The 13,309-nt window shown below is 70.1% G+C and carries 9 protein-coding genes; 7 read left to right on the plus strand and 2 right to left on the minus strand.

Features of this window, described 5'->3' with window-relative positions:
- Positions 1 to 17 precede the first annotated feature (17 nt).
- Positions 18 to 3,671 (minus strand): LamG-like jellyroll fold domain-containing protein, encoded by a 3,654-nt coding sequence (locus tag AB0B29_RS33700; protein WP_362245837.1) that lies wholly within the window; start codon positions 3,669 to 3,671, stop codon positions 18 to 20.
- A gap of 374 nt (positions 3,672 to 4,045) precedes the next feature.
- Between AB0B29_RS33700 and AB0B29_RS33705 the strand changes: the two genes are divergently transcribed.
- From AB0B29_RS33705 to AB0B29_RS33725, 5 genes are all read left to right on the plus strand, one after another.
- Positions 4,046 to 5,068, plus strand: a complete 1,023-nt coding sequence (locus tag AB0B29_RS33705) for a LacI family DNA-binding transcriptional regulator (RefSeq protein ID WP_362245839.1) — start codon at positions 4,046 to 4,048, stop codon at positions 5,066 to 5,068.
- Positions 5,069 to 5,194: 126 nt separating this feature from the next.
- Positions 5,195 to 6,436, plus strand: coding sequence for a sugar ABC transporter substrate-binding protein (locus AB0B29_RS33710; RefSeq protein ID WP_362245841.1), 1,242 nt, complete (start codon positions 5,195 to 5,197; stop codon positions 6,434 to 6,436).
- Between the two features lie 10 nt (positions 6,437 to 6,446).
- Positions 6,447 to 7,430 (plus strand): carbohydrate ABC transporter permease, encoded by a 984-nt coding sequence (locus AB0B29_RS33715; RefSeq protein WP_362245843.1) that lies wholly within the window; start codon positions 6,447 to 6,449, stop codon positions 7,428 to 7,430.
- The gene (locus AB0B29_RS33720) at positions 7,427 to 8,245 is read left to right on the plus strand and encodes a carbohydrate ABC transporter permease (RefSeq protein WP_362245845.1); all 819 of its coding nucleotides are present in this window, start codon (positions 7,427 to 7,429) and stop codon (positions 8,243 to 8,245) included. The genes AB0B29_RS33715 and AB0B29_RS33720 overlap by 4 nt, the downstream gene beginning before the upstream one ends.
- Positions 8,246 to 8,277: 32 nt before the next feature.
- Entirely contained in the window at positions 8,278 to 10,020 is a 1,743-nt protein-coding gene (locus AB0B29_RS33725) for an amylo-alpha-1,6-glucosidase (protein ID WP_362245847.1), read from the plus strand.
- A gap of 16 nt (positions 10,021 to 10,036) precedes the next feature.
- Here AB0B29_RS33725 and AB0B29_RS33730 read toward each other — a convergent pair whose 3' ends face one another.
- A complete protein-coding gene (locus AB0B29_RS33730) occupies positions 10,037 to 11,398 on the minus strand; it encodes a pyridoxal phosphate-dependent decarboxylase family protein (RefSeq protein WP_362245849.1) in 1,362 nt (453 codons plus the stop codon).
- A gap of 123 nt (positions 11,399 to 11,521) precedes the next feature.
- Here AB0B29_RS33730 and AB0B29_RS33735 point away from each other — a divergent pair, with 123 nt between their 5' ends.
- Together AB0B29_RS33735 and AB0B29_RS33740 are read left to right on the plus strand one after the other, a co-directional pair.
- A complete protein-coding gene (locus tag AB0B29_RS33735; RefSeq protein ID WP_362245851.1) occupies positions 11,522 to 12,004 on the plus strand; it encodes a MarR family winged helix-turn-helix transcriptional regulator in 483 nt (160 codons plus the stop codon).
- A 149-nt stretch (positions 12,005 to 12,153) separates the two neighbouring features.
- Complete coding sequence (locus AB0B29_RS33740) at positions 12,154 to 13,287, plus strand: acyltransferase family protein (protein ID WP_436845942.1); 1,134 nt, start codon at positions 12,154 to 12,156, stop codon at positions 13,285 to 13,287.
- Positions 13,288 to 13,309 lie beyond the last annotated feature (22 nt).

Here is a 13,309-nt window from a genome sequence, read left to right on the forward strand (position 1 = left end):
CGCCGCGCGTCAGCGGGTCATCGCACCTCTCGCGCATAGGGCGCGACGGTGATCCGGTCGATCAGCGGCGCGTAGCGGGAGCGGAGCAGCACGCCGGGGAAGGTGTCCGAGGCGTAGGTGGTGCCGTCGAAGTTCGGCAGTTCCTCGGAGCGGAAGCCGATCGTGTTCCTGCCCTTCTTCAGCTGTACCGGGACGGTCAGCTCCCAGAAGTTGTTCTGGTGGAAGCTGTGCGGGAAGCCGACGCGACGGGCCGGGCCGCCGTTGACGCTGATGTCGGCGTGGCGGGCGAGCGGGTCGGGGTTGTAGTGGGTGGCCTCGGACTGTTCGGGGTTGGAGTAGCGGACGCGCAGCGCGTACAGGCCGGCCCGGTCGGCCGTCACGGTGAACGTCGCGGTGTTGCCGTTGCCGGGGGCCCCGCCGATGCCCGTGATCGCCGTGCCGTCGGTGGCGAGGGACAGTGGGGCGAGCGTGGCCGACCCGGCGAGTGCCGCGTCCCCGGCTTCGTAGGTGCGCGCCGGCAGCGCCCCCTCGGTCGGGGTGACCGTGAGGCGGTCGACGAGGGTCGTGGCCGGGCCACCGGTCACCGTCACCTTGTTGACGCCGCCGGAGAGCGAGACGGCCGCACTGCTCCGGCCCTTGGCCAGACGCAGGACGTCGTGGCCGTTGACGGAGAGCCGGGCGCCGCTGCCGCGGAGGGTGTCGACCCGGAGGGTGGCCTCGCGGTCGGCCGGCGAGTAGACCCAGAACGTCGCGCTCTGGTCCTTGGCGAGCCGGACCGCGCCCGAGCCGGTGGCCGCCGGCTTCGGAAGGTCGTACACCGGCCGTGCCCCGCCGGCCGGCCACGCCAGTTCGCCCTCGTACACCTGCGTGTCCGCCGAGGCGCGGGGGAGGGAGAGCGTCAGGCGGTCGACGATGGCGTCGCCCTTGGTCGCCCGCTTGCCGTCGGCGCTCTTCGCGGCGAGCGTCAGGGTGTGCTTGCCCTTGGTGAGCTCGACCTTGGTGTCGGTGTGGTCCCAGACGACCCACTTGTAGCCGAGCGGCAGGTGCAGTTCCTGCTCACCGGCCGCCTTGCCGTCGACGCGCAGGAAGACGTTGGTGGGGCCCTGCTCCTTCACCTTGTCGTAGGTGTTGAGGGAGTTGGCGAAGACACTCAGGTCGTAGGTGCCGTCCTCGGGCACGTCCACGGTGAAGTCGAGCGCCACGTCCGAGCCGGTGCGCAGGCCGCCGACGTCGTAACCGCCGGAGGTGTAGAACTTCGACACGTCACGCGGTGAACCCTCCGGGCCGTTCTTCGACCAGCCGGAGCCGGTGTGCGCGGCGTCCTCGGCCTCGTACGAGGACTGCCAGCGCACGGGCGGTGCCTGCGTGCCCTTCGCTTCCCCGGCCGGGCTGAGGACGACCTCGTAGGCAGAGGACTCCTTCAGCTTCGGCAGGACGCCGTCGCCGAAGTCGAGGGCGACCTTGCCGTCGCGGCCGACCGTCAGGTTCGTCTCGGCGAGGAGCTTCGGACCGGACGAGTCGCCGACCTGCCCGCTCCACTCGATCTCCCGCACCCAGGCGTGCACCCGCTTGCCGAAGACCTTCTCCGGCACGCCCGCGAAGGTGATGTGCCCCTTGCCGGTGGACCCGCCGAAGATGAGCCGGGACTGCTTCTTCTTCTCGTCCAGGGTGGCGACGCCCTGCATGGTGTAGTTCTCGCCCGGGAACGGCGGTGTCACCTTCACCGTGTGGCCGCTCATCGAGGCGTACGAGTTCAGCAGCCACCACTGCCCGTTGCCGCGGTTGGACTGCACCGCGGAGTCCGACAGGTTGCCGTCGATGTTCCAGTACGCGATGTCGGCGTCGACCTTGGACTCCTCGATCGCGGACACCCACTGGATCATCTGGCCCGGCACCGAGGTGTGGTAGTTGAACGCGTACTCGTTGATGTTGACGGGGAGTTGGGTGCCTTCCCGGTCGGTGCCCTTGAACAGGTCCTTCTCCCAGGCCCGGTACTTGGCGACGCTCTGGCGTACCGCCTCCGGGTGGCTCAGCTCGTGCCAGGTGATGACGTCCGGGAGGGTGCCGGCGGCCAGGGCGTGGGTGAGGAAGCCCTTCACCTGATCGTAGAGGACGCTGGTGTTGGGCCCGGCGATGCGGGCGCCGGGCATCCTGGTCTTGATGAGCTTGTACGCGGAGTCCCAGGCGGCGAAGTAGTCGTCGGGGTCGTTCAGCCAGCTGACCTTGTTGTAACTCCACTGCCCGGTGCCGAACATGTTGCCCTCGGGCTCGTTGAACGGCACGAAGACGATGTTGTCCTGGTACTGCTTCGGCAGCTGGAGCACCTGGTCGACCTGCTTGGCGATCTTCTCCTCGTACAGCTTGAGCTTCTGCGCGGGTGTGTCGCCCGGCCACTCGTAGGGGAAGCCGCGGTGGATGTCGGTCATGTAGATGTACACATCACCGTCGGTGGAGTCGGCCAGCGGCCTCACCACCTCCAGGGCGTCGGCGCCGGGGTGCTGGGGGCCGTCCTGCGCCTTGGTGGAGACCGTGCGCAGACCCATGCCCTCGATGAGGTTGTTGGTGGGGACGTCCGGCCCGTACACGCCGTAGAGGGTGCCGGAGGCACCACCGTGGAACGCGCCGGTGTCCGAGCCGAGGTCGACGGTGAGCTCGCCCTCGCGGACCACGGTGACGGTGGCCTTCACCGCGCGCCCGGCCGCGGTTCCGGCGACCGTGAAGGTGCCCGGCGCGGCGTACCTGTCGGAGGGCACGGCGTCCCAGCTGACGGGCGTGTCGCGGTCGTAGCCGTCGGAGAACGAGGCGCGGACGGCGGCGGGGAGCGACGGGGCGGTCCCGGTCGTGGTGCGCGCCTCGAAGGAGGTCCTGGAGAGCTGCTGGAGGGTGGGCACGGACCCGACCGTACCGGCCACCTGCTCGGGGCTCAGTGCCGCGTGCCACACGGTGAAGTCGTCGATCGCGCCGTGGAGCAGCGGGTCGGGGTAGAGGGACTTGCCTATGTACCCGGCGGCGGTGGCCGAACCGTCCAGCAGGTCTCCCGCCTTGATGCCGGTCGCCGAGGAGGAGACCGCCACGCCGTCGAGGTAGGTGGTGAGCCGGCCGGCGGTGGTGTCGAGGGTGACCGTGACCGTCCGCCACTCGTCGGCGGGCAGGCTCGCGTAGCCGCGGACCTGGGCCTCCGCGCCCCCGCCCGCGGTGGTCACGGAGGTCTGGAAAAGACCGCTGCCGTTGTACGGCGTGCTGAAGAGGTACTTGGTGGTGTCCGTGCCCAGGTCGAAGATCCGCTGCCAGGGCGACGTGTCGCCGCTCCACTTCACGCGGGCGGAGACGGTCAGGTCCGTCGTTCCGGCGAGCACCTGACGGGGCAGGCGGACGTACGCGCCGTCGGAGGTGGGAGCACCGCCGGGCAGGGACAGTGCCTTTCCTCCGGCCGTGCCGTCGACCGAGCGGGCGGTGGAGGCGTTCACGAGGGTCGCCGTCAGGTCGTTGCCGGAGCTGTCGGTGATCTTCCCGGAGGCGAGGTCGTCCTGGTCGAAGGAGTAGTGCGCGGCGGGCTGCGGTGCCTCGGCGGCCTGCGCGGGGGCGGCCGGTGCGGCCAGCAGGCCCGCTCCTAGGGTCAGTGCCACGGCGGCCGGGGCCCGGCGCCGCGTGAATCTGTCAGCGGATGGCATGGATGGCGTCCTCAGTCGTCGTGTCGTCGCGTCGAGTCGTCGCTTCATCGAGCAGCGGTTCGGTCCGCACGCCCGTCGAACCGGTTCGATCCGGGGCGCGTGCAGGTGGCGCGTGCAGGGGTAGAGGGAGCGGTGGCGGGCACGCCGGTGCGCGGATGAGGGCATGTGGGTCTGTCCCATCGCTACCGAACGGGCCCATGCGTCGAACCGGTTCGCGAAGCTAGCACCGGCACCCCAGGTCGGCAATGCCTGCGACACGAGGATTCCGGATCGGCAGGCGACCGACCAGCGAAGTGCGTCCCAGGTATTGACAGCGGTCGAGGCGGTTCCTACCTTCCTGCCATGCGAACCGGTTCGACGAGCCAGGAGTTGCCGTGAACATCGGGGAGATCGCCAAGCGAGCCGGTGTCTCGCGAAGCACCGTGTCCTACGCACTCAGCGGCAAGCGCCCTGTCTCGGAGGACACCCGCCGGAAGATCCAGCAGGTCGTCGACGAACTGGGCTACCGGCCCAGCGCCAGCGCCCGCGCCCTGGCCAACGGGCGGACCAGCACCATCGGTCTCGTCTTCCCGCCCGCCGGCAACCACTACACCGGGATGCAGCTGGACTTCATCGGCAGTGTCGTGGAGGCAGCCGCCGCCTACGACTACGACGTGCTGCTGTCACCGAGCGGCGTGGACAGCGACCGGTCCTTCCAGCGGCTGCTGGGGGAGCGGCGGGTCGACGGCGCCATCCTGATGGAGATCAGACTGGAGGACGACCGGGCCGACCACCTCGCGGCGCTCGACTTCCCGGCCGTCGCCATCGGCCGCACCGCCCACCCGGAGAGCGGCTGGTGGGTCGGCCTGGACCACACGGCACTGGCGGCGGCATGCGTCCACCACCTCGCGGACCTGGGCCACCGCAGGGTCGCCTTCGTCAACCGCCCCGAGCAACTGCTGCGTGCCGGGTACGAGTCGGCACACCGCGGCCTCGACGGCTTCACCAAGGCCGCGGCCGAACGAGGGCTGACCGTGCGGACGTACTGCTGCGGGGACGACGCCGCCTCCGGCCAGGCCTGCCTGGAAAGGATCCTGCGCGACGACCCGGGCACCACCGCCCTGGTCACCTTGAACGAGGCCGCGCTGGGCGGCCTGTACCGAGGGCTGGCCCGGGCCGGCCGCCACGTGCCGGGCGACTTCTCCGTCACCGGGGTGGTGGCGAGCCGGTGGGCGGAGACGGTGACCCCGCAGCTCACCGCCGCGGACGTACCGGCGGAGGAACTGGGCCGGCGCGCCGTCGAACTGCTCGTGGAGCGGCTCGACCAGCCCGGCGCCCCCGCTCGGCACCACCTGCTGACACCCCCCATCTCGCTGCGGGCCAGTACCGGTCCCGCCACCGGCTCCCCACAGCCCTGACCCCTTCCCCGCCCCTCCTCCCGCCCCTTCTTCGAGCACACCCCGCCATGCCTCCCTCCGGTGTGCCCGCTTCCCCCACATCGCCCCCGCCACGGCACCCGCGTGCCTAGAACGAAGGAACCCGCGATGCACAGCACTTCCAGACGGCGACTCACCGCAGTGGCCCTGTCGACCGTCCTCGCCGCCGTCGGCACCGCCTGCTCCTCAGGCTCGGGCAGCACCGACACCAAGGGTGCGGACAGCGGCACCTTCACCATCTGGGACCCCTACCCGCAGTTCGCCAAGGGATCGGCCTGGGTGAAGCTGCTGGACGCCTGCGGCAGCAAGGCCGGCGTGAAGGTCAAGCGGACCGGTTTCGACACCAGCGACCTGGCCAACAAGACGCTGCTCGCGGCCCAGCAGGGCAACTCCCCGGACGTCCTCATCGTCGACAACCCGGTGGTGTCGACCCTCGCCGAGGCGGGCGTTCTCACGACGACCGACGAGAACAAGCTCGACACCTCCGCCGTGGACCCCAATCTCCTCGCGGCCGGCCAGTCGGACGGCAAGACCTACGGCACCCCGATCGGCGCCAACACCCTCGCGCTCTACTACAACAAGAAGGTCCTCAAAGAGGCCGGCGTCGACATCGCCTCGGTCAAGGACTGGAAGTCGCTGACGGCAGCCCTGGAGAAGACCGAGAAGGCGGGCAAGAAGGGCATCACCTTCTCCGCGATCGGCACCGAGGAGGGCAGCTTCCAGTTCCTGCCGTGGTTCTGGGGGTCCGGCGCCGCCCTCACCGACCTCGACTCGCCCGCGGCCGTCTCCGCACTGTCCCTGTGGAAGGGCTGGCTGGACAAGGGCTACGCCCCCAACTCCGTGCTCAACAACACCCAGACCACCAGCTGGCAGGAGTTCGCGAGCGGCGACTACGCCTTCGCCGAGAACGGCACCTGGCAGCTCGCGGCCGCCAAGAAGGCCGGCTTCGACTACGGCGTCCTGCCCATCCCGGCCACCGGCGGAGGCAGCGCCGCGGCCCCGACGGGCGGCGAGTTCGTCACCGTCCCCGTCCAGAGCGACACCGCCCGCTACGCCACCACGAGCAAGCTCACCGCCTGCCTGACCAGCACCACCAACCTGTACGACACCGACACCACCCTCTCCTACGTCGCCCCCACCGAAGAGGTCCGGAAGAAGCAGGTGGCGGCCGACCCCGCGCTGAAGCCGTGGGTCGACGCGGTCAAGGCCGCCAAGGGCCGTACCAGTGACGATCTGGGCACCGAATACCCCAAGATCTCCGAGCAGATGTGGAAGGCCGTGCAGTCCGCCCTCAGCGGATCGAAGTCGCCCAAGGACGCGCTGACCTCGGCGCAGGCCGCGGTCAAGTGATGTGGGTTCGATGAAGCAGACCGTCCGTCCGCCGGACCACCGGTCCGTGCGGCCGCTCAGTGGGGCGGCGACCGCCGTCCCGCCCCCGGCCCGCACCACGCAACGCCGCCGGCCCGTCTCCCCGCAGTGGGCCGCCTGGGCCTTCCTCACCCCGGTGACGCTCTATCTCGCCCTCTTCTACGCCTATCCGCTCTACCGCAACCTCGACCTGAGCCTGCGCAACTACACCGTCCGCTCCTTCGTCCAGGGCGACGCGCCGTTCACCGGCCTGGAGAACTACCGGAAGGTCTTCGACGACCCCACCTTCGCCCCGGCCCTCCTCCACACCGTGGTCTTCACCGGCGTGTGCCTGGCCTTCCAGTACGCCATCGGGCTGGCCCTCGCGGTCTTCTTCAACCAGCACTTCCGGCTCTCGGCGACCCTGCGGGCCCTGTTCCTCGTCCCGTGGCTGCTGCCGCTGATCGTGTCGGCCTCGACCTGGTCGTGGATGCTCAACAGCGACTCCGGCATCGTCAACGCCGCCCTGCACGCCCTCGGTATCGGCCCCGTCAACTGGCTGACGTCGCCGTCCTGGTCGCTCACCTCGGTGATCATCGCGAACATCTGGATCGGCGTCCCGTTCAACCTGGTCGTGCTCTACAGCGGCCTGCAGTCCATCCCCTCCGGCCTGTACGAGGCGGCCGCCCTCGACGGTGCGGGCTCCTGGCGCCGCTTCTGGAGCATCACCTTCCCGCTGCTGCGCCCCGTGTCCGCCATCACCCTGCTCCTCGGGCTGGTCTACACGCTCAAGGTCTTCGACATCATCTGGATCATGACCAAGGGAGGCCCGGCCGACGCCTCCACGACCTTCGCCACCTGGTCCTACCAGCTCGGCTTCGGCAACCTGCTGCCCGCCTTCGGCCCCGGCGCGGCCGTCGGCAACCTGCTGGTGGTGGCCGCCCTGGCGTTCGGCCTCCTCTACATGAGGGTCCAGCGAAAGCAGGCGTACTCATGAAAAGCCGACGCACCTGGGGAAAGACGACCGCCGGCGTCCTACTGACCGCGATCATGCTCTTCCCGGTCTACTGGATGCTGAACGTGTCCCTCACCCGCGACCAGGACATGCGCAAGTCCCCGCCCGACCTGTTCCCCGTCCACGGCACCCTGGCCGGCTACCGCACCGTCCTCGACGAGCAGTTGCCCTACCTCGGCACCAGCCTGGTCATCGGCCTGGGCACCGTCGTGCTGACCGTGGCCCTGTCCGCCCCCGCCGGCTACGCCCTGGCAAAACTGCGCCCGCGCGGCGGGGGAGTGCTGAGTTTCCTGCTCCTCGCCGCGCAGATGATCCCCGGCATCATCATGGCGATGGGCTTCTACGCCATCTACCTGCAACTGGGCCTGCTCCAGTCCGTTCCCGGGCTGATCGTCGCGGACTCCACCCTGGCCGTGCCCTTCGCGGTGCTCATCTTCACCGCGTTCATGTCCGGCATCCCCGGCGAGATGCTCCAGGCGGCCCGGACGGACGGGGCCGGGCCTGTGCGCACCTTCTGGTCGATCGTCCTGCCGATGAGCCGCAACGCCGTGGTCACGGTCTCGCTCTTCGCGTTCCTGTGGTCCTGGTCCGACTTCGTCTTCGCCGGCACCCTCGTCAACGGCGGCACCCACGAGCCGATCACCCTCGGCATCTACCACTACATCGGCAACAACAACCAGGAGTGGAACGCCATCATGGCCACCGCCGTGGTGGCCTCGCTGCCCGCCGCGGTCATCCTCGTCCTGGCCCAGCGCTATGTCGCCGCCGGCGTGACCGCCGGCGCGGTCAAGGACTGACCTTCCCCTGCTCGAGAAACGAGTGACACCTCATGACCGCCGACCGCTCCGGCCCGGCCTTCTCCGTCCAGGACATCCCCTTCAGCACCTACGGATCCTGGTTCGGCATCTCGCCCGTGGTGGCGGAGAAGACGTACGCCGAGGATCTCCACCTCGTCTCCCACCAGAACGGCATGCACGCCGTCCTGAGCCTGACACCCCTGGACCCGGTCACCGGAGACCGGTCCGAGACCCGGGTGGAGGCGAGACCGGACCTGCTCAGCTGGATCGGCGCCGAGGGACGTGTCGACCTCGCCTACGAGTCGCCGGACACCGTGCGACTGCGCGGGAACGGCCTGGGCATCGCCGTACGGGCGGCCGCCCCGACCCTGACGCCGTTCAGCGGGACCTACTTCTTCCACGACGCCGCCGCCGGCGCCCATGTGTTCACCTCCTACGAGACGGGACGCCGGTACCGCGTCACCGCGCTGTCCGGCACCCTCGACGCGACCGGCGCCCAGATGCTGGGCAGCGGCGAGCGCGGTCTCGCCACGGCCGCGGCGGCGGACGGGAGCTGGGAGATCGCGATCGAGGAACTCGAGGCCGCCCGCCCGACGTACACGCCCGCCGCGGCCTTCGACGACATCGCGGCGTCCGCGCAGGCCTCGTTCGCCCGGTTCGTGGACGTCGTGGCTCCCTGGCGCTCGTCGGCCACTCCGGCCGCCGAACTGGCCGCCTACGTCGTGTGGTCGGCCACCGTGAACCCGACCGGTCTGGTCACCCGGCCCGCGGTGCTGATGTCCAAGCACTGGATGGACAAGGTGTGGAGCTGGGACCACTGCTTCAACGCCCTCGCCCTGGCCCCCGGTTGCCCGGAACTGGCACAGGACCAGTTCGCCCTGCCCTTCGACCACCAGGACTCCAGCGGCGCCCTGCCCGACTCGGTGACCCACTCCGAGGTCCTCTACAACTTCGTCAAACCGCCCATCCACGGCTGGGCCTTCGGTCGCCTGCGCCGCCGCCTGCCAGCACCTCCCAGCCCGGCTGAACTGGGCGAGACCTACCGGCGGCTGGAACGCTGGACGAACTTCTGGCTCACCGCCCGGCGCGCCCCCGGCGCCGCCTTCCCCCACTACCAGCACGGCAACGACAGCGGCTGGGACAACGCCACCACCTTCGACCCCGAGCGGGTGGTCGAGACCGCCGACCTCTCCGCCTTCCTCGTCCTCCAGCTCCACGAACTCACCTATTTGGCAGAGGAGTTGGGCCGGGATGACGAGGCTCGCGAGTGGGCGCGGTCCGCCCAGGAGACCCAGGCGGCACTGCTGGACCAGCTCTGGAGGGACGACCGCTTCGTCGCCCGGGGCGTCGGTACGGGGGACACCTGGGGCAGCGCCAGTCTCCTCGACCTGATGCCCATCGTGCTGGGCGAGCATCTGCCCGGCCACGTCAGCGGCGCCCTGGCCGACCACATCAAGGCCCACCTGACCCCGTACGGCCTCGCCACCGAACTGCCCACCTCCCCCCACTACCTCGACGACGGTTACTGGCGCGGTCCCATCTGGGCTCCCGCCACCGTCCTCGTCGAGGACGGCCTGCGCCGAGCCGGGCACCACCGGCTGGCGGACGACATCAGCAGCCGTTTCCGTGCTCTGTGCGAGGCCCACGGCTTCGCCGAGAACTTCGACGCCCTTGCCGGAACGGGCCTGCGCGACCGCGCCTACACCTGGACCGCCAGCAGCTACCTCCTCCTCGCCGAGGCGTACGCGCTCCGAGGTGACCATGACCTGACGTGACCCGCGTGGGCGGCGCTCATGGCCGGGCGAGGCGCGCGACCCGGTCATGGAGGCGTTGCACATGGTCCTCGGACTCCGGCTTCATCAGGGCACTGCGCAGGATGCGGGCGCCGTCGGCGTCGGCGGTGACCCGCGGGTGGCGCGCCGTGAAGGCGTCCCGGTCGGCCCTGAGGGTGCTCAGGAAAACGGGATCGGAGCCGGTCATGCCGTCGGTCAGGATGCGTGCCGACGCCGCGTCGACGGCGCTGAGGGTGGCGGGCTCCACCGCGGGGAAGTAGCCGACGATGTCCAGCTCGGGCTGCTGGTACAGCTCCAGCTCGTCCGAGGCGGTGATCAGCTCGGCCCAGTGCAGGGCGGCCCGTCGCCCGGCCCCGAGGACACGGCCCAGCCCGTCGGGCGTGGGCGGGAGCACCCGGAAGGTGAGCCACAGGGCCGCGGCCGAGGCACCGGCGCGGGAGCACTCCAGGCTGATCTCGCCGAGGTGCAGTTCGCTGGAGGTGAAGTACGTGTAGGGCGAGTCGTGCAGGTAGAAGCGGCCCACCTCGGGGTCGCGGAAGAGGACGGCACCACAGCCGTAGGGCTGGAGTCCGTGCTTGTGCGGATCGACGACGACCGAGTCGCACCGGGCGATCGCCCGCCAGGGCTGTGGGGGGAGTCCCTCCGGCCCGTCGGCGCCGGCGAGCAGGGTGAAGAAGCCGCCGTACGCGGCGTCGACGTGGAGCCGGACGCCGTAGCGCTCCTTGAGGGCGAGGGCCTCGTGGACCTGGTCGACCGCTCCGAGGCCGGTGGTGCCGGTGGTGAGCACGACCGTGCCGACCTCTCCCGTCCGCAGGACGTCCTCGAGCGCGTCGAAGCTGATGCGGCCGCGGTCGTCGGTCGGGATCGGGTACCCCTTCATGCCCAGGACATGGCACATGCGGCCGTGGGTGTAGTGGGCGTCGGCGCTGTAGGCGATGCCGCGGCCGGGATGGAGCTCGCGGGCGACGAAGAGGGCCTCGAGGTTGGCGATCGTGCCGCTGGTGGTGAGGTGGCCGAGGTGGGTCGCGAAGCCGAACATCGTGGCCAGTTGCGCGACGGCCTCGCGTTCCATGCGGGCGGTGGCGGGGCCGCCGTCCAGGGCGTGGTTGTTGGGGTTGATCAACATGGTGGTGAGGTGGCCGACGATCGCCGCCGGGTGCGGGGGCTTGAGCATCTGCCCCGCGTAGCGCGGGTGGAAGAAGGGATAGTTCTCCTTCAGCCTCCCGGTCAGCTCCTCGAAGGCGGCGGCGAAACGGTCGTCGTCGACGAGGAGGGACGGGTGCTGCTCATAGGGGCCGAAGGTGTCGGCCCACTGCCGTATCGCGTCGTCGGCCCGGCCGAGCCAATGCCGAAGGTCCATTGACCTCCCTCTCTGTCGTCGTGCCGTGTGGTGGGCCCCACCGTATGATTTCGTTGACTATTCAGCAATTGATTGCTCAGTAATTGAGACGGCAGTAGGTGAAGAAGCACTAAAGTCGGCCGGGTGAACATCGCGAAACGAGAGAACGACGCAGCCGCACAAGCAGCCGACAGCCCGCTCGTGCACGACTTCGGCCTGCTGATCAAGGCCGCCACCCGACTGGAACAGCGGATCGACACGGCTCTGCGCAAGGAGTGCGAGATCGGCCACACGATGTTCGAGGTCCTCATCCGGCTCTGCCGGCACCCTGACGAGGAGATCTCGCAACGTCGGCTCGCCGACGACCTCACGCTCACCAGCAGCGGCATCACCCGCCTGATCGACCGCATGGAGGACGCCGGCCTGGTGCGGCGCGTACCGGCTCCGGGGGACCGTAGAAGCGTCCTGGTCGAGCCGACCGGGCAGGGGCGTACGGTGTTCCTGCGGGCGGCCGCGGTCCACGCGGCGGTCGTCGAGCGGTACTTCGTGGCGCCGGTGACCCCCGCGGACTACGGGAGGCTGACCCGCTCGCTCGGTGAGATCGAGAAGGCGCTGCGCGACGCCTGACCGATCCGATCGGGCCTGTCACGGTTGCGCGATTACGCAATCGATGAACTTTCGTGATGTGATCGGAGGCGGGATCCACCGACACATGACGAAAGAGGTGTTCTGGTCTGTCCGGGCTTCAACCGCAAGGAAACGCCGGCCCGCGCACGCTGCCCCCGAGCGGCGACCGAGAGACACGGCACTCCCCACCCGCTGTCCCCCGTGCCGCGAGCGGCCGGGCGACCGGCGACCTGCCGTCGGCCCGAGCGGCCAAGCCCAGAGACTCGTTCTTCGACAACGCCAAGTACCTGGCCATCGTCCTGGTGGCCGTCGGACACGCCTGGGAGCCGCTGCGCGAGGGGAGCCGCGCCGTCACCGCGCTCTACACCCTCGTCTACGCCTTCCACATGCCGGCGTTCATCGTCATCTCCGGCTACTTCTCACGCAGCTTCGACGCCGGCCCGGAGCGGATCAAACGCCTGGTCACCACCGTGGTCGTGCCCTACGTCGTCTTCGAGGTGGCGTACACCTACTACACCCGCTGGACGAGCGGCGACCCCGACCGTGCCATCAGCCTGCTGAGTCCCCTGTACCTGACGTGGTTCCTGGCGGCCCTGTTCATCTGGCGGCTGACCACCCCGATCTGGAAGCTCCTGCGGTGGCCGCTGCCGGTCGCCCTCGTCGTCGCGGCCCTGGCGACCCTCTCGCCGTCCATCGGCGACGACCTCGATCTCCAACGCGTCCTGCAGTTCCTGCCCTACTTCGTGCTCGGTCTGCTGCTGAAGCCGGAGCACTTCCGGCTGGTGCGCCGACGGGAGATGCGCCTGCTGTCCCTGCCCGTCTTCGCCGGCGCCCTCGCCGGGGCGTACTGGATCACACCCCGGTGGGACTACGCCTGGCTCTTCCACCGCTCCAGCGCCGAGGAACTGGGCGCCCCCGGCTGGTACGGGCCCGTGATGACCCTGGCCCTCTTCGGCTGTTCCCTGCTCCTCGTCGCCTGCTTCCTCGCCTGGATCCCGGGACGGCGCACATGGTTCACCGCCCTCGGGGCGGGGACGCTGTACGGCTACCTGCTGCACGGCTTCGCCGTCCAGGGAGCCAAGCACTTCGGCTGGTTCGGCCCCGACTGGATCCATCGTCCCGTCGGCGAGATCACGGTCACCCTTGTGGCAGCCGGCGTCATGACAGCCCTGTGCAGCCCGCCCGTGCGGCGGCTGTTCCGCCCCGTACTGGAGCCCCGCCTGGAGTGGGCGTTCCGGCGTGCCGACGCCGAGGCCCCGCGCACCGCACCCACCGGAGCGTGACGCGACCCGGTAGGGGTGCCGG

The sequence above is a fragment of the Streptomyces tibetensis genome (assembly GCF_040647715.1).
GTDB lineage: Bacteria > Actinomycetota > Actinomycetes > Streptomycetales > Streptomycetaceae > Streptomyces > Streptomyces tibetensis_A.

Coding starts and splice junctions, on each gene's coding strand:
- AB0B29_RS33700 (WP_362245837.1), bottom strand. CDS start 3,671: ATGCCATCCGCTGACAGATTCACGCGGCGCCGGGCCCCGGCCGCCGTG.
- AB0B29_RS33710 (WP_362245841.1), top strand. CDS start 5,195: ATGCACAGCACTTCCAGACGGCGACTCACCGCAGTGGCCCTGTCGACC.
- AB0B29_RS33715 (WP_362245843.1), top strand. CDS start 6,447: ATGAAGCAGACCGTCCGTCCGCCGGACCACCGGTCCGTGCGGCCGCTC.
- AB0B29_RS33720 (WP_362245845.1), top strand. CDS start 7,427: ATGAAAAGCCGACGCACCTGGGGAAAGACGACCGCCGGCGTCCTACTG.
- AB0B29_RS33725 (WP_362245847.1), top strand. CDS start 8,278: ATGACCGCCGACCGCTCCGGCCCGGCCTTCTCCGTCCAGGACATCCCC.
- AB0B29_RS33730 (WP_362245849.1), bottom strand. CDS start 11,398: ATGGACCTTCGGCATTGGCTCGGCCGGGCCGACGACGCGATACGGCAG.